This is a genomic window from Rossellomorea sp. LJF3, from assembly GCF_037046045.1.
Lineage (GTDB): Bacteria > Bacillota > Bacilli > Bacillales > Bacillaceae_B > Rossellomorea.
The window spans coordinates 42,782-60,091 of record NZ_JBANLY010000021.1 but is presented as its reverse complement, the minus strand read 5'-3'; the positions used below and the strand labels follow the sequence as shown (position 1 = coordinate 60,091).

17 protein-coding genes and 1 other annotated feature are annotated in these 17,310 nt (G+C 44.8%); all 17 genes read left to right on the top strand.

Translation table 11 applies throughout. The features are described 5' to 3' along the window. The first annotated feature begins 487 nt into the window (after positions 1-487). The 17 genes from V8G47_RS17145 (at position 488) to rpmG (ending at position 17,307) form a co-directional block, all read left to right on the top strand. Entirely contained in the window at positions 488-949 is a 462-nt protein-coding gene (locus V8G47_RS17145; protein ID WP_034766034.1) for a CtsR family transcriptional regulator, read from the top strand. Between the two features lie 20 nt (positions 950-969). Then, on the top strand, positions 970-1,518 hold the full coding sequence (locus V8G47_RS17140; protein ID WP_336201167.1) for a UvrB/UvrC motif-containing protein: 549 nt from the start codon (positions 970-972) through the stop codon (positions 1,516-1,518). Further along, positions 1,515-2,597, top strand: a complete 1,083-nt coding sequence (locus V8G47_RS17135; protein WP_336201166.1) for a protein arginine kinase — start codon at positions 1,515-1,517, stop codon at positions 2,595-2,597. The genes V8G47_RS17140 and V8G47_RS17135 overlap by 4 nt, the downstream gene beginning before the upstream one ends. Before the next feature lies 1 nt (position 2,598). Continuing rightward, positions 2,599-5,046 (top strand): ATP-dependent protease ATP-binding subunit ClpC, encoded by a 2,448-nt coding sequence (gene clpC, locus V8G47_RS17130; RefSeq protein WP_061811072.1) that lies wholly within the window; start codon positions 2,599-2,601, stop codon positions 5,044-5,046. A gap of 708 nt (positions 5,047-5,754) precedes the next feature. Beyond that, entirely contained in the window at positions 5,755-7,131 is a 1,377-nt protein-coding gene (gene radA, locus V8G47_RS17125; RefSeq protein WP_336201165.1) for a DNA repair protein RadA, read from the top strand. Between the two features lie 3 nt (positions 7,132-7,134). Further along, entirely contained in the window at positions 7,135-8,208 is a 1,074-nt protein-coding gene (disA, locus tag V8G47_RS17120) for a DNA integrity scanning diadenylate cyclase DisA (RefSeq protein WP_336201164.1), read from the top strand. 213 nt (positions 8,209-8,421) lie between these two features. Continuing rightward, a complete protein-coding gene (locus V8G47_RS17115; RefSeq protein WP_034766022.1) occupies positions 8,422-9,513 on the top strand; it encodes a PIN/TRAM domain-containing protein in 1,092 nt (363 codons plus the stop codon). 80 nt (positions 9,514-9,593) lie between these two features. Then, a complete protein-coding gene (gene ispD / locus V8G47_RS17110; protein WP_336201163.1) occupies positions 9,594-10,298 on the top strand; it encodes a 2-C-methyl-D-erythritol 4-phosphate cytidylyltransferase in 705 nt (234 codons plus the stop codon). Next, on the top strand, positions 10,291-10,767 hold the full coding sequence (ispF, locus tag V8G47_RS17105) for a 2-C-methyl-D-erythritol 2,4-cyclodiphosphate synthase (protein WP_336201162.1): 477 nt from the start codon (positions 10,291-10,293) through the stop codon (positions 10,765-10,767). Before ispD ends, ispF begins: the two co-directional genes overlap by 8 nt. Before the next feature lie 85 nt (positions 10,768-10,852). Then, on the top strand, positions 10,853-12,310 hold the full coding sequence (gene gltX, locus V8G47_RS17100) for a glutamate--tRNA ligase (RefSeq protein WP_336201161.1): 1,458 nt from the start codon (positions 10,853-10,855) through the stop codon (positions 12,308-12,310). A 43-nt stretch (positions 12,311-12,353) separates the two neighbouring features. Continuing rightward, positions 12,354-12,573 (top strand) — a binding site (T-box leader). Between the two features lie 66 nt (positions 12,574-12,639). Beyond that, positions 12,640-13,290 carry a serine O-acetyltransferase gene (gene cysE, locus V8G47_RS17095; protein WP_034766017.1) on the top strand — a complete coding sequence of 217 codons (651 nt, stop codon included), beginning with the start codon at positions 12,640-12,642 and terminating at the stop codon, positions 13,288-13,290. Continuing rightward, positions 13,287-14,687: a cysteine--tRNA ligase gene (cysS, locus tag V8G47_RS17090; protein ID WP_336201160.1), complete on the top strand. Its 1,401-nt coding sequence runs from the start codon at positions 13,287-13,289 to the stop codon at positions 14,685-14,687. The genes cysE and cysS overlap by 4 nt, the downstream gene beginning before the upstream one ends. Beyond that, the gene (locus V8G47_RS17085; RefSeq protein WP_034766015.1) at positions 14,687-15,112 is read left to right on the top strand and encodes a Mini-ribonuclease 3; all 426 of its coding nucleotides are present in this window, start codon (positions 14,687-14,689) and stop codon (positions 15,110-15,112) included. The genes cysS and V8G47_RS17085 overlap by 1 nt, the downstream gene beginning before the upstream one ends. Beyond that, positions 15,109-15,852: a 23S rRNA (guanosine(2251)-2'-O)-methyltransferase RlmB gene (gene rlmB / locus V8G47_RS17080; protein WP_201716410.1), complete on the top strand. Its 744-nt coding sequence runs from the start codon at positions 15,109-15,111 to the stop codon at positions 15,850-15,852. Before V8G47_RS17085 ends, rlmB begins: the two co-directional genes overlap by 4 nt. Positions 15,853-15,856: 4 nt before the next feature. Continuing rightward, on the top strand, positions 15,857-16,366 hold the full coding sequence (locus V8G47_RS17075; RefSeq protein ID WP_336201159.1) for an NYN domain-containing protein: 510 nt from the start codon (positions 15,857-15,859) through the stop codon (positions 16,364-16,366). A 62-nt stretch (positions 16,367-16,428) separates the two neighbouring features. Next, positions 16,429-17,088, top strand: coding sequence for an RNA polymerase sporulation sigma factor SigH (gene sigH / locus V8G47_RS17070; RefSeq protein WP_397545354.1), 660 nt, complete (start codon positions 16,429-16,431; stop codon positions 17,086-17,088). Positions 17,089-17,160: 72 nt separating this feature from the next. Next, positions 17,161-17,307, top strand: a complete 147-nt coding sequence (gene rpmG, locus V8G47_RS17065; protein WP_079534455.1) for a 50S ribosomal protein L33 — start codon at positions 17,161-17,163, stop codon at positions 17,305-17,307. The last annotated feature ends 3 nt before the right edge of the window (positions 17,308-17,310 follow it).

Below are 17,310 nucleotides of genomic sequence, written 5' to 3'. Positions count from 1 at the left end.
TTCCAGTTTGAAGAAATGGAGGCAAGCAAGCGAAAGCGCGGTAGTAAATTGAAAAACTAAGGAACCTTAAGAAATATGGAGAACGTGTCCAAACTTAGGGGGTCGGACCGATTATCACGAATTCCTCAAAAGTCACACTCATATCACCAGTCAAAACACCAGTATTCGTAGTAATGAGATCGCTTTCCTTATCTAAAGATGTGATTCTACATATGAAATAAACAACTCCCGTATCTAATACAAACATTTAATCCGGTATTCCAAACCACAAATCAAACCCCCCCATAGAACCACTCCCCATCCACAATACTCACACTCACCCAGTGCCCCATTTCCAAATTTCTATCCAACAATCTCACTTTCACACGTTTAAAACCTTCCTTAAACAGGAAAACTTCTAAGGTCAAACTTCATAATTGCAAAGTTTAAAACGCGGTTGTATAATTATAGTCAAATATAGTCAAAGTCAAAATGAGGAGGAGGTTTGATGAGGAACATATCCGACATCATTGAAAATTATTTAAAGAATGTGTTAGAACTGAGTGAAAGTGAGATAGTCGAGATTAAAAGAAGCGAGATCGCTGATAAGTTTCAATGTGTTCCTTCTCAAATTAATTATGTGATTAATACCCGTTTTACTGTAGAACGAGGGTATGTAGTAGAAAGTAAACGTGGCGGCGGTGGATATATCCGGATCATGAAGGTGAAGGCCCACGATCAAGTTCACTTGATCGACCAGTTAGTGGCGTTGATTACACAAACGATCAGCCAGAATACGGCAGCTGATATTGTTTTTCGTTTAGTGGAAGAAGAGATCATTTCTGAAAGAGAAGCCAAGATCATGCTGAGCGTGATGGATCGATCGGTCATCATGGTCGAATTACCCGAACGGGATATCCTGAGAGGAAGAATGCTAAGAGCCATGCTGGATACATTGAAGTATGAGTAAGTGTTGAAGAGGTGAATGGGATGGTTTGTCAAGAGTGTAACGAAAGACCTGCGACCCTTCATTTTACCAAGGTGGTAAACGGGGAAAAGACAGAGGTTCATTTATGTGAGCAGTGTGCTCAGGATAAGGGTGAAATGTTTATGTTTGATTCTTCTCCCGGTTTTTCTGTGAACAATCTATTGGCGGGTCTTCTTAATATAGCTCCAGCATTTAAGCAGGCAAAGGAAACCGAGATTCCTAAGACAGAAGTTTTACAGTGTGAAAAATGTAAAATGACGATTCATCAGTTCATTAATGTGGGACGCTTCGGCTGTGCCCATTGTTATGAAACGTTTAAAGATGAACTCACTCCATTATTAAAGCGTGTTCATAATGGAAATGTTGAGCATCACGGTAAGGTTCCGGAGCGTATGGGCGGAGCCATCCATGTGAAAAAGAAGGTATTGCAGTTAAAGTCTGAATTGCAAACGATGATTGCGGATGAAGAGTTTGAGAAAGCAGCCGAGATCCGAGACGAAATCCGCTCCCTGGAAAAGGATATAAAGAAAGAGGGAGGCGATAACGAATGAGTCTTGAGAAGTTCTTGAGCAATGCAGTCAGTTCTTGGATGAGTGAAGAGGGACCGAATTCGGATATTGTCCTCAGCTCCAGGGTAAGGCTTGCGAGGAATCTGACGGACTTCCGTTTTTCCACTCTTTATTCTTCAGAGGAAGCCAGGGAAATCGTGGATCGGGTAAAGGAGAAGCTCACATCATACCCGAAGAATTTAGGAGAATTAGAATTTTTACCTACAAGTGAGATTCAGCCTCTCCAAAAGAGGGTATTAATGGAGAAACACCTTATAAGCCCAAATCTGGCAGAGGAAACGAATTATGGAGCTGTCCTTTTATCAAGTGAGGAAGATATTAGCATAATGGTAAACGAAGAGGACCATATTCGAATACAGTGTTTATATCCAGGTCTGCAATTGAAGGAAGCTTTACAAAAAGCCAATCAGATCGACGATTGGTTTGAAAGTGAATTTGACTTTGCGTTTGATGAGAAGCATGGCTACTTAACGACTTGTCCTACCAATGTGGGTACGGGGCTCAGGGCTTCCGTCATGATGCACTTACCTGGACTGGTGTTGACGCAGCAATTAAACCGTATCATTCCTGCAATCAATCAGCTGGGGTTAGTGGTGCGGGGGATATACGGAGAAGGCAGCGAAGCTCTGGGGAACATCTTTCAGATCTCCAATCAAACGACACTTGGCAAGTCGGAAGAGGATATCGTAGAAGATTTGTTAAGTGTTGTGAAGCAGATCATCGAGAAAGAGCAATCGGCAAGGGACGCATTAGTTCAAACGTCAAACATACAATTAGAGGATAGGATCTTCCGTTCTCTAGGGGTGCTGGAGCACAGCAGGATCATTGAATCCAAGGAAGCTGCGAAATGTTTATCGGATGTCAGGCTTGGAATTGATTTAGGATACATCAAAGTGATATCTAAGAATATATTGAATGAACTAATGATTTTAACCCAACCTGGTTTTTTACAACAATATTCTGGAGGTCCACTGAGACCAAATGAACGAGATATAAGAAGGTCTTCTTTAATTCGGGAGCGAATTAAGTTAGATAAAGATACATGTGAGGAGGAAAAATAATATGATGTTTGGTCGGTTTACAGAAAGAGCCCAAAAAGTACTGGCATTAGCTCAAGAAGAAGCGATTCGTTTGTCGCACAGTAATATTGGTACTGAACATATTTTATTAGGACTTGTCCGCGAAGGTGAAGGGATCGCTGCCAAGGCACTTACGGCATTGGGACTGAGCCCTGAAAAGATCCAGAAGGAAGTTGAAGGGTTGATCGGGAAAGGAACCGAGAAATCTCAAACGATCCATTACACACCTCGTGCAAAGAAAGTGATTGAACTTTCCATGGATGAAGCCCGTAAGCTGGGTCACTCATATGTTGGAACGGAACATATTTTACTGGGGTTGATCCGCGAGGGTGAAGGAGTGGCCGCCCGGGTACTTGGTAATCTGGGTGTCAGCTTGAATAAAGCGAGACAGCAGGTGTTGCAGTTGCTTGGCAGTAATGACTCAAGCAACCATCAGGGTGGAGGCAATGCCAATGCCAATACGCCTACACTTGACAGCTTAGCCCGTGACTTGACGGCCATTGCCCGTGAAGGCAGCTTAGATCCGGTCATTGGTCGAAGCAAGGAAATCCAGCGTGTCATTGAAGTGCTGAGTCGTCGTACGAAGAATAATCCGGTGTTGATCGGTGAGCCCGGGGTAGGTAAGACAGCGATCGCAGAAGGACTTGCACAACAGATCATCGCCAATGAAGTGCCTGAAATCCTTCGTGACAAACGCGTTATGACCCTTGATATGGGTACGGTTGTAGCCGGTACGAAATACCGCGGGGAATTCGAGGACCGACTGAAGAAGGTCATGGATGAAATCCGTCAGGCTGGTAACATCATCCTCTTCATCGATGAGCTCCATACATTAATCGGAGCAGGAGGGGCTGAGGGAGCGATTGATGCCTCCAACATCTTAAAACCATCCCTCGCACGCGGGGAATTGCAGTGTATCGGTGCCACGACATTAGATGAGTACCGTAAATATATTGAAAAGGATGCAGCGCTTGAGCGCCGTTTCCAACCAATTCAAGTCAATGAGCCAACGGCAGCAGAGTCCATCCAGATCCTTAAAGGATTACGTGATCGTTATGAAGCGCATCACCGCGTGTCGATTACAGATGAAGCCATAGACGCTGCTGTGAAGCTTTCTGATCGCTATATTTCAGACCGCTTCTTACCGGATAAGGCAATCGATTTAATTGATGAAGCAGGTTCAAAGGTGCGCTTACGTTCATATACGACGCCGCCAAACTTGAAAGAGCTTGAAGCAAAGCTGGAAGAAATCCGCAAAGAGAAGGATGCAGCGGTTCAGAGCCAGGAATTTGAAAAAGCCGCTTCTCTAAGAGATTCAGAACAAAAGCTTCGTGAAGAGTTGGAAGAAACAAAGAACACATGGAAAGAAAAGCAAGGACAGGAAAATACAGAAGTGACCGTTGAAGATATTGCGAAGGTTGTTTCGAACTGGACGGGAGTACCGGTATCCAAATTGGCCCAAACGGAAACGGATCGTTTACTCAAATTAGAGGAAATCCTTCATTCCAGAGTCATCGGACAATCAGAAGCAGTCGTTGCGGTATCAAAAGCCGTGCGACGTGCAAGGGCAGGCTTGAAAGATCCGAAGCGTCCGATCGGTTCCTTCATTTTCTTAGGACCTACAGGTGTCGGGAAAACGGAATTGGCACGGGCACTTGCAGAGTCTATGTTCGGTGATGAGGATGCGATGATCCGTATTGATATGTCCGAGTACATGGAAAAGCATTCGACCTCTCGTTTGGTCGGTTCACCTCCAGGATATGTAGGTTACGAAGAAGGCGGTCAGTTAACGGAAAAGGTTCGCCGCAAGCCATATTCAGTCGTTCTTTTAGATGAAATTGAAAAAGCACATCCGGATGTATTCAATATTCTCCTTCAAGTACTGGAGGATGGCCGTTTGACAGATTCCAAAGGCAGAACCGTCGACTTCAGGAATACGGTATTGATCATGACTTCAAACGTTGGTGCACAGTCCCTTAAGAGCAACAAGTACGTAGGGTTCAATATTCAGGACGGGAAACAGGATTATAAAGATATGAAAGGAAAGGTCATGGAAGAGCTGAAACGTGCTTTCCGACCTGAGTTCCTTAACCGTATCGATGAAATCATCGTGTTCCATTCCCTTGAAAAAGACCACTTGAAAGAGATTGTGACATTGATGTCGAACCAATTGACAACCCGCTTGAAAGAGCAGGATATTCATTTAGAGCTTTCACCTGCTGCCAAAGAGAAGATAGCAGATGAAGGATTCGATCCTGAATATGGTGCACGACCTCTCCGTCGCGCCATCCAGAAATATGTTGAGGATAAACTGTCGGAGGAATTATTAAGAGGAAAAGTGCTGACAGGACAGAATATTTTGATCGACGTAGAAGATAGTGAATTTGTTGTAAAGGTTAAAGAAGAGGAAGCAGCCAATACGCCGACATAATAGCAAGGATGATAAAGAGGTACACGTATATGTTTTTCGTGTACCTCTTTTATCATAATGGTTGCCTTACGTGGTGGTCGGGCCTGACCAAGCCACCTACGCTTTTCTGATTGTCTAGCTCCTCCGGCTAGTCCCTCGAGGTCATAAGTCAATCTCGCCAAAAAGGCAAAGACCGCCTTTTCAGCGAGCTCGTCTTATGCTTGTCGGGCCTGACCAAGCCGGCTCCGCTTTTCTGATTGTCCAGCTCCGGTGGCTAGAGTCTCGAGGTCATAAGCCAAGTTAACCAAAAAGGCAAAAAACGCCTTTCCGGTTAACTCATCTTATGCTTGTCGCCTCTAACCAAGCCACCTCCGCTTTTCTGATTGTCTAGCTCCTCCGGCTAGTCCCTCGAGGTCATAAGTCAATCTCGCCAAAAAGGCAAAGACCGCCTTTTCAGCGAGCTCGTCTTATGCTTGTCGGGCCTGACCAAGCCGGCTCCGCTTTTCTGATTGTCCAGCTCCGGTGGCTAGAGGCTCGAGGTCATAAGCCAAGTTAACCAAAAAGGCAAAAAAACGCCTTTCCGGTTAACTCATCTTATGCTTGTCGCCTCTAACCAAGCCACCTCCGCTTTTCAATTGAATCTAGTACATAAAACCGATACAATCATTCCAAATGGTATTATCCTGAATGGGTAGGAGTACAAATAGAGTAAAAGAGGGGAAGAATAGATTGGCAAAGAAAAAGACTAAGTTTGTGTGTTCATCTTGTGGATATGAGTCTGCTAAATGGATGGGTAAATGTCCGGGGTGTAACGAGTGGAATACGATGGTGGAAGAGGTTGAAATGACCGGGAAGAAACCCAGGACGTCGTTTATGCACTCTGAAAATACCGGACCATCTAAAGCAGAGAAGCTGATCTCCATCGAAACCAAGCAGGAGCCCAGGGTATTGACCGAGTCGAAAGAGTTGAACCGGGTGCTTGGGGGAGGAGTAGTACCAGGGTCGCTTATATTGATTGGTGGAGACCCGGGGATCGGAAAATCCACTTTGTTGCTGCAGGTTTCGGCCCAGCTTGCTGATCAGAAGCAGAAGGTTTTATACATCTCCGGAGAGGAATCCATCAAGCAAACAAAGCTCCGGGCAGATCGACTGCATGTGAAATCAGATGATTTATATATATTTGCGGAAACAAATTTGGAGCTTATTCATCAAACGATTGAGCAAATCTCACCGGATTTCGTCATCATCGACTCGATTCAGACGGTCTTTCATCCTGACGTGACGTCTGCTCCCGGAAGTGTATCCCAGGTAAGGGAGTGTACGGCAGAACTGATGAGAATCGGGAAAACAAAGGGCATTGCCATCTTTATTGTAGGGCATGTTACCAAGGAAGGCTCGATTGCAGGGCCTCGATTGTTGGAGCATATGGTGGATACCGTTCTGTATTTTGAAGGGGAACGTCATCACTCCTATCGTATATTAAGAGCGGTGAAGAACCGTTTTGGATCTACGAATGAGATGGGGATTTTTGAAATGAAGGAACTGGGCCTTGAGGAAGTGGCCAATCCGTCTGAGATATTCCTGGAAGAGCGTTCACAAGGTGCGGCGGGTTCAACGGTCGTTGCCTCGATGGAAGGAACGAGACCGGTTCTTGTGGAGATTCAAGCTCTTGTGACCCCAACCAGTTTTAATAATCCCCGAAGGATGGCAACAGGGATTGATCATAGCCGGGTTTCACTGATCATGGCTGTGTTGGAGAAACGGGCAGGCATGCTCTTGCAGCAGCAGGATGCCTATCTAAAAGTGGCTGGCGGAGTGAAACTGGATGAACCGGCGATTGATTTGGCAGTCGCTGCAAGTATTGCTTCAAGTTTTCGTGATAGAGCGTCAAGTGCCCATGATTGCATAATCGGTGAAGTCGGTTTAACAGGTGAGATCAGAAGGGTATCAAGAATTGAACAGCGCGTGCAGGAAGCATCCAAGTTGGGTTTTAAGAGAGTGATCATTCCCCAGAATAACTTAAGCGGGTGGCAGCCTCCTTCTGATATAGAGGTCAAAGGGGTATCGAATATCAATGAAGCACTGTCTATTATTTTAGGAGGATAAGAAATGGAAGATAAGAAGGCAAGAGATAAGTCCATGTCGGATATATTGCAATTCGTTGCTCCGGGTGCCCCGATCAGGGACGGCATTGATAATGTGCTGAGAGCCAAAACGGGGGGACTTATTGTTGTTGGGTACAATGATAAGGTGAAATCTGTTCTGGACGGGGGCTTTCATATCAATTGTGCATTCTCTCCCAGCTACCTGTATGAACTGGCCAAGATGGATGGGGCCATCATTTTGAATGAAGCGGGAACGAAGATTATATTGGCGAATGCACAGTTGGCTCCCGATGTGTACGTGCCTTCCACGGAAACGGGTATGAGACATCGGACGGCAGAGCGGGTTGCGAGGCAGACAAATGCCCTTGTCATTGCCATATCTCAACGGAGAAACGTCATCACCCTGTATCAAGGGAATTTCCGATATGCACTAAAGGACATCTCAGTCATCTTGACGAAAGCCAACCAGGCGATCCAAACCTTGGAGAAATATAAGGTGGTTCTCGATCAAAGCATTTCTAATTTATCCGTGCTTGAGTTTGAGGAGCTTGTCACCCAAAGCGACTTACTGCAGGTTCTTCACCGCTTCGAGATGGTTCTCAGGATTAAGAACGAGCTATTGACGTATCTCAGCGAGCTCGGTGTCGAGGACAGATTGATCCGCCTTCAGATGAATGAACTGTTGGCAGATATTGAGGATGAGGCGATGCTCATCATAAGGGATTATTCCCAGGAAAGAAATATCAAACCGTTCGAACTTCTCTATAAGTTCCAGGAGCTTGTTCATTCAGAAGTATTAGAGGATAATGTCCTATTAAAATTACTGGGATACCATGGATATGTCCATCATGATGATGCCATTTATCCCCGAGGATACCGTGTGTTGAATAAGATTCCCCGGCTGCCGATCGTCATCATTGAAAATCTTATCACGAGATTTGAAACCCTCCCCCATGTAGTGAGGGCTTCAGTCGATGATTTGGATGAAGTGGAAGGAATCGGTGAAGTGAGGGCAAGGAAAATCAAAGAGGGGTTAAAACTGATTAAGGAACAGACGTTTGCAGATCGACAGCTGTAGGTATAGAGGCCTATATATGCCGGAAATGGTATAATTGTATCATTTTCAAAAAATTGACAGTTTGGTTTAGACGTGTTAGCCTTCATTTAAGGAAGCTAGTAAGATGGGATAAGTGTATCAAAATCGTTTCCGTTGTATTAAATTTCAAATTTTCAAGGCTTAGACGTTTCAAAAATAGTAAATTGTTTATAATGAGTAGGAGGAGGTGAGGGAATGTTAAAAAGAATCGTTCAAGCGTGCTTCCTCATAGTCGGGGGAACACTTGGGATATTTCTGCTTCCCGAATTATTTACCGTCATAAATTTATCGGACATTCCTTTAATTAATAACCCTTATATGACTGCTATATTTGGTGCCATCATTTTTTATATTCTTACGTTTTGGGCAGTCGAGTATGTCGTCAATTTCGTCAAGTGGTTTGAAGATAGCCTGGTAAAGGCACCGGTAACGGATTTGTTATTTGGTAGTTTAGGCCTGATTATCGGTTTATTTGTTGCGTATTTGTTTGGGATCCCCTTCAATCAGATGGAGATTCCGATCGTCAATACAGTGATTCCCATTCTATTAACATTGCTTCTTGGATATTTAGGATTCCAGGTTGGATTTAAGAAAAGGGACGAATTGGTCAATCTATTCGGCACGGCAAATCGAGGTAAGAAAAAAGGGACGGAAGAGGATTTGGATGAAGAGGGTGTGAAGACCCTTAAAATATTGGATACGAGTGTGATCATTGACGGACGTATCGCGGATATCTGTCAAACAGGATTTTTAGAAGGAATCGTGGTGATTCCTCAATTCGTACTGGAAGAGCTCCAGCATATTGCCGACTCTTCCGATGTATTGAAACGAAATCGCGGACGCCGTGGTCTGGATATTTTAAACCGCATCCAAAAAGAGCTTCCAGTAGAGGTCCAGATTTATGAAGGGGACTTCGAGGAAATTCAGGAAGTGGATTCGAAGCTGGTGAAATTAGCGAAGCTTACGAATGGGATCGTTGTAACGAATGATTTCAACCTGAATAAAGTGTGTGACCTTCAAGGTGTACAAGTATTGAACATCAATGACCTGGCCAACGCCGTCAAGCCGGTTGTTCTGCCTGGAGAAGAATTGAAGGTGCAGGTCATCAAAGACGGTAAGGAGCATAACCAGGGCATTGCTTACCTGGATGATGGTACGATGATCGTCGTGGAAGAAGGGCGTAATTACATCGGTAAGTATATCGATGTCCTTGTAACATCCGTTCTTCAGACATCTGCAGGCAGGATGATCTTTGCGAAACCGAAGCAACTGGAAAAAGCACTGTAAGAAAACGGTTTGCAGCCTGACTCCACTGATGCAGTAAGGTATAATGAATAGTATTACTTGTGTGTTAAAGGAGTTATATTATGGAATATGAAGTGGTCATTCCGGCTGCAGGGCAGGGGAAACGGATGAAAGCGGGCAAAAACAAACTGCTCCTTAGGTTGAATAGCTGTCCTGTCATCATTCATACATTGCGTGTGTTCGAGCATGACATCCTTTGTAAGGGAATCTATTTAGCCATCCATCCATCAGAGCGACATGTGTTTGAGGGACTCTTGGAGCGGTACGGCATCAAGAAGGTCGTGAAGCTTGTCGATGGTGGAGAAGAAAGACAGCATAGTGTTTACAATGCGTTGCTTGAGGTTGATCATGAGATTGTTCTGGTACATGACGGAGCAAGACCATTTATTAAAGAATCCACGATTCACCAATTAGTCGAAAAGACATATTCAACAGGGGCTGCCATTGCGGCGGTTCCGGTTAAAGATACGATCAAGAAAGTACTGGATGGCGAAGTCGAGGAAACGATTGAACGCTCAAGCTTGTGGATGGTTCAGACCCCACAGGCTTTTCGCGTTTCCGTTTTAACAAAGGCTCATAAAGAAGCCGATCAAGATGGTTTCCTTGGTACAGATGATGCTTCACTGGTGGAAAGGTCGGATATTGAAGTCGCTGTCGTTGAAAGTGATTATGACAATATTAAACTGACAACACCTGAGGATTTATATTTTGCCGAGGCGATTTTGAAGAAGCGAGAGGAAATGAGTGGAGGAGAGAATCATGTTTAGGATCGGACAAGGATTTGATGTTCATCAGTTAGTGGAAGAGAGACCCCTTATCATGGGGGGCATAACGATTCCGTATGAAAAGGGGTTATTGGGGCATTCAGATGCAGATGTCCTGTTACATGCTGTAGCGGATGCGTGTTTAGGAGCCATTGCGGCCGGGGATATCGGGAAGCATTTTCCTGATACAGACCCGGAGTTCAAGGATGCTGATTCGGCAAAGCTTCTCCAGCACGTATGGGCCCTTGTGAAAAAGGAAGGCTATGAATTAGGGAATATCGATTGCACGATCATTGCCCAGAAGCCTAAGATGGCTCCTTATATTGACGAAATGAGACAAAGCATCGCTACGTTACTGGAAGCGGATATGGCGGAAGTAAACGTGAAAGCCACTACTTCCGAGAAGCTTGGCTTTACCGGAAGAGGCGAAGGGATTGCCGCCCAAACCACCATATTGATTAAAAAGAAGTAGGGGATAAATTCGCTTTATTCCCGTACTTAACGGTGTTAAAATAGGTCAGAGACTTTAAAGAGTAATCATTATAGGAGGAACATACATGACAAAGGAAGTACGCGTCCGTTATGCCCCGAGTCCAACGGGTCATTTACATATTGGAAATGCAAGAACCGCTTTATTTAATTACCTATATGCCCGCAGCACTGGTGGAAAGTTCATCATCCGTATTGAAGACACGGATAAGAAACGTAATATCGAAGGTGGAGAAGAAAGTCAGCTCAAGTATCTTCAGTGGCTCGGGATCGATTGGGATGAAAGCACAGATAAGCCGGGTGAGTACGGACCTTATCGCCAATCCGAGCGTAATCATATTTATGAGCAGTATTTAAATGAGATGCTGGAAAGTGGACAGGCTTATAAGTGTTACTGCACGGAGGAAGAGCTGGAAGCGGAGCGTGAAGCACAATCAGCATCTGGTCAAATGCCCCGCTACTCCGGTAAATGCCGTAACCTGACAAAAGAGGATCAGGAGAAATTGGCAGCAGAAGGCCGCAAGCCGAGCATCCGTTTCCGTGTACCCGCAGGGAAAGTATATTCCTTCAACGATATCGTGAAGGAGGATGTCTCATTTGAATCAGACGGTATCGGTGACTTTGTCATTGCGAAAAAGGACGGTACACCGACGTATAACTTTGCCGTTGCGGTCGATGATTATCTGATGAAAATCACACACGTTCTTCGCGGAGAAGATCATATCTCCAATACACCGAAGCAGTTGATGATCTTTGAAGCACTTGGTTGGGAAGCACCTGTTTACGGACATATGACATTGATCGTCAATGAAAGCCGTAAAAAGTTGAGTAAGCGGGATGAAAGCATCATTCAGTTCATCGAGCAGTACGAAGCATTGGGGTATCTCCCAGAAGCCTTGTTCAACTTCATTGCGCTACTCGGCTGGTCTCCAAAAGGAGAGGAAGAGCTGTTTTCGAAAGATGAGTTCATTGAAATCTTTGATCCTGAACGTTTATCCACTTCTTCTGCCCTGTTCGATAATCAGAAGCTTACATGGATGAACAATCAGTACATGAAGAACTTGGAATTGGCTCAAGTGGTGGAGCTAGCCCTTCCTCATTTAATCAGTGCGGGTAAATTGGATGAGAACATGTCCGATGAACAGCGCGAGTGGGCGAGCCGCGTCATTTCTTTATACCAGGAGCAAATGAGCTTCGGTGCTGAGATCGTGGAGCTTTCTGAAATGTTCTTCAAGACAGATCTTGAATATGATGAAGAGGCGAAAGCGGTACTCGAAGAAGAGCAAGTACCAGAAGTCCTTCAAGCTTTCTTGAATGAGATCGAGGCACTTGAAAAGTACGAAGCGGCAGAGATCAAATCCTCTATCAAAGCTGTCCAGAAATCGACGGGCCATAAAGGGAAGAAGCTGTTCATGCCGATCCGTGTAGCCGTTACAGGCCAGACACATGGCCCTGAATTGCCGAATGCCATTGAGCTTTTAGGGAAAGATACAGTTAAACATCGACTTCAAGGTCTTTTAGGTTAACATTTTGGAGGATATGTAATATAGTAAGAGTATCACGTTAAATGATATCGCGTTGATGAGGAGAAGTAAGAAAAGGATGCTTAGTAGAGAGAACCATCACCGGCTGAAAGTGGTTTAAGCCCCTCCGATTCTGAAATGCACCTCTGAGCCCGTTACTGAAATAGAGTAGGTAAAGGCGGTTTCCTACCGTTAACAGGATTCGAGTTGGAGAAGGTTTGTCTTCTCAATCAGAGTGGAACCGCGCCTTTAAAAGCGTCTCTGTCAGTTTATTGACAGGGGCGTTTTTTTATTGTTAGCAGTTTTTAAAAAAGGAAGGGGGATGGATCCGGATGTTTAAGTCGTTTAGGGAAGATATAGATGTGGTGTTTGATCAGGATCCGGCTGCGAGGAATTACGTGGAGGTCATCCTCACGTATTCGGGTCTTCATGCCATTTGGGCTCATCGTGTTGCCCATGCATTTTTTAAACGTAAATTCTTTTTCATTGCCCGGGTCATTTCACAGGTCAGCCGCTTCTTCACCGGAGTGGAGATCCACCCCGGTGCTAAGATCGGCCGCCGCTTTTTCATCGATCATGGAATGGGTGTGGTGATAGGCGAGACGTGTGAAATCGGAGACAATGTCACGCTCTTCCAGGGGGTCACCCTCGGTGGAACCGGGAAGGAAAAAGGGAAACGTCACCCGACGATCCAGGATAATGCGTTGATTGCGACAGGTGCAAAAGTATTAGGATCGATCGTTGTTGGGGAAAATTCTAAGGTAGGGGCAGGATCCGTTGTCCTGAAAGATGTTCCGCCCAATTCAACCGTAGTCGGTATTCCAGGTAAGGTGGTCATTCAGGACGGTGTGAAGATACAGAAGGATCTGAATCACTGTGATCTGCCCGATCCGATGAACGACCGAATGAAACAGCTTGAAAAAGAAGTGAATGAATTGAAATCATTATTAAGGGAATATGAGGGAAGGAGTCGATCATCATGACGATTCGTTTATATAACACACTGACAAGGCAGAAAGAGGAATTCAACCCCCTGGAAGAGGGTAAGGTCAAAATGTATGTGTGCGGTCCGACGGTTTATAACTATATTCATATAGGGAACGCTCGTCCTGCGATTGTGTTTGACACAGTGAGACGTTATCTGGAATACAGGGGATATGATGTTCATTTCGTCTCTAACTTCACGGATGTGGACGATAAATTAATTAGAGCTGCCAAGGAACTGGGAGAAGATGTCCCGACGATTGCCAAGCGCTTTATCGATGCTTACTTCGAAGATACGGGAGCCCTCGGTTGCCGGAAAGCCGATGTACATCCGACAGTGACAGATAATATTGACACCATTGTTAATTTCATCTCAGCCCTTGTGGAAAAAGGATATGCCTATGAATCCCAGGGAGACGTTTATTATCGTACCAGAAAGTTTGATGGGTACGGTAAGCTGTCTCATCAGCCGATCGATGAACTGAAAGCGGGAGCACGCATCGATGTAGGGGACAAAAAAGAAGATGCCCTTGATTTCGTTTTATGGAAAGCTGCGAAAGAAGGGGAGATCTCCTGGAAGAGCCCGTGGGGTGAAGGACGTCCGGGCTGGCATATCGAATGTTCAGCCATGGCTAAGCGCTATTTGGGGGATACCATCGACATCCACGCCGGGGGACAGGATCTGACCTTCCCTCATCACGAGAATGAAATCGCCCAGTCAGAGGCTCTTACAGGTAAGGCATTCGCCAATTACTGGATGCACAATGGGTATATTAATATCGATAACGAGAAGATGTCGAAATCACTCGGTAATTTCGTATTGGTGCACGACATTATTAAAGAACAAGATCCGCAGGTCCTTCGTTTCTTCATGCTATCCGTTCATTACCGTCATCCGATCAACTACAATCTTGAGCTTTTGCAGAATGCAGAGACTTCTTTGGATCGAATCAAGACAGCCTATGAGAACCTGAAGCATCGCAAGGAATCGAGTACGAACTTAACGGACAATAATCAGGAATGGCTGGACAAAATCGATGCGCTTAAAGCTCAATTCATTACCGATATGGACGATGACTTTAATACTGCCAATGCGATTTCCATTTTATTCGAACTATCCAGACAAGCGAACTATTACTTGATGGAGAAAAATACATCAACAGAAGTCATTGACGGGTTCTTACACCAGTTTGAAGATTTCTTCTCTGTACTTGGACTGACGTTGCAGGAAGCGGGAATGTTGGACGAAGAAGTGGAAGAGATGATCGAAAAGCGTATTCAAGCCCGTAAAGATCGAAACTTCCAACTGGCCGATGAGATCCGGGACACATTGAAAGACATGGATATCATCCTGGAAGATACTCCTCAAGGCACCCGCTGGAAAAGAGGATCTTAATGCTTTACGAGACAAATGAACAAATCGATGCGAAACAAATCAATGCACTTGCACTTGCTTATATGGGGGATGCTGTATATGAAACATATGTACGGCAGCTCCTGTTAACCAAGGGTAAGATCAAACCGAATCAACTGCACAGGGCTGCGACGAAATATGTTTCTGCTAAAGCGCAGGCGGCCATTCTCAGAACGTTGTTCGATCAGGACCTCTTATCGGAAGAAGAGATATCGATCGTCAAGCGCGGCCGGAATGCGAAATCGGGGACAACGCCTAAAAACACGGATGTACAAACGTATAAACACAGCACTGCTTTTGAGGCTCTTATTGGATATTTGTTTTTACTTAATCGGACGGATCGATTAGAGGAACTGTTGAAGATCATTTTTGAACAAGCCCAGGCAGGAAAGGAGGAGCAGAAATGAGTAAAGATTTTATCGGAGGAAGAAATCCTGTCATAGAAGCGTTAAAGTCAGGAAGGGATATCAATAAGATTTGGATAGCGGAAGGTTCACAGAAAGGCTCCATCCAGCAAATCGTCGGACTTGCCAAGGAATCCAATGTCATGGTCCAGTATGTACCAAAGAAGAAAATCGAGCAGATGGTATCGGAGAATCACCAAGGGGTTGTCGCTTCCGTTGCCGCTTATCAGTATGCTGAACTCGATGATCTATTTCAAAAAGCAGAACAAAAAGGGGAGGATCCTTTTATTCTGATCCTGGATGAACTGGAAGATCCCCATAACCTGGGATCCATCATGAGGACGGCTGATGCAGCGGGTGCCCATGGGATCATTATTCCGAAGCGAAGAGCGGTGGGACTTACTTCTACCGTAGCGAAGGCTTCCACTGGTGCGATTGAACATATTCCCGTGGCACGTGTGACGAATCTGTCGAGAGCGGTGGATGAATTGAAAGAACGCGGTGTATGGGTCGCGGGAACGGATGCTAAGGGTAAGCAGGATTTCCGCCAGCTTGACGGTACGCTTCCCATCGGTTTGATTATCGGAAGTGAAGGAAAAGGGATGAGCCGTATTTTGCGGGATAAATGTGATTTCCTTGTTCAGTTGCCTATGATCGGTCATGTTACATCACTAAACGCTTCGGTGGCAGCTAGTATTTTAATGTATGAGGTATATCGTAAACGCCACCCATTGGGAGAATAGTAAGATGGATATCCTTCTTGTGGATGGCTATAACATAATCGGTGCCTGGCCGGAATTGAATGAATTGAAACATAAGGATCTAGCCGCAGCAAGAGACCGCCTGGTCGAACAAATGGCCGAATATCAGGGGTATACGGGCTACCGTGTCATTGTCGTATTTGATGCATACTACGTACAGGGGATCGCCCGGAAATATCAAAATTATAAAGTGGAAGTGCTTTTCACCAAAGAAAATGAAACGGCAGATGAACGAATTGAAAGATTGGCCATTGAGTTAAGCAATATTAAAACCCAGATTCATGTAGCCACTTCTGATTTCACAGAGCAATGGGCCATATTTGGGCAGGGAGCCCTTCGCAAATCAGCGAGGGAGCTCTTGACCGAGGTGGAAGTCATTGAAAAAAAGATTGAAAGAAAAGTAAGGAATTCGAGCGAGAAACGGCCGGCCTCCAAGATCCAATTATCAGAGGAAGTTGCTGAAATTTTCGAAAAATGGCGTCGCGGGGAACAATGATAGGTTGACGATTGAATTTTCTGTAATGTATAATATTTCTATCTATTGTTTTGCTCGGGGGGATGCGTGTGAGCAATATCATCAGGACAGAAGCATTTGATAATCGATTAGAAGGCATGGATGATGAAGAGATAATAGAAGCCGTCCATCAGGGTCACAGCGAAGCACTCGATTTTTTGATCAGGAAATACCGTAATTTCGTAAGAGCGAAAGCCCGCTCGTATTTTTTAATCGGGGCAGATAAGGAAGATATCGTCCAGGAGGGTATGATTGGTTTGTACAAGGCAATCCGTGATTATAAGGAGGACAAGCTGACTTCTTTTAAAGCGTTTGCAGAGCTTTGTATCACAAGACAGATCATTACAGCCATCAAGACAGCCACGAGACAGAAGCATATACCACTGAATTCGTATGTTTCACTGGATAAACCCATTTATGATGATGAATCTGACCGAACGCTATTAGATGTCATTTCAGGTGCGAAAGTAATGGATCCGGAAGCGCTAATTATCAATCGCGAGGAATTCGATAATATGGAAGATAAGATGGCCCAGCTGTTAAGCGATCTTGAGAGGAAAGTACTTGCCCTTTATTTGGACGGGCAGTCCTATCAGGAGATATCAGAAGAGCTGAACCGCCATGTGAAATCCATCGACAATGCATTACAGCGAGTGAAACGGAAGCTTGAACGATACTTGGAAGTTCGCGAAATAACGATGTAAAGTCATATTGACACTTTTTGGTGGTCGTGTTATTTTTGATAGGACTTACTATGTATAGTATAGGTGGAATATATGACTACTAAACTAATACTGGCTTGTACGGTATGCGGTTCCAGGAATTATTCCGTGCCGGGAAACCGTAATCAGGCCGTTCGATTAGAATTAAAGAAATTCTGTAATACATGTAATGCTCACACCCTACACAAAGAGACTAAATAGAGT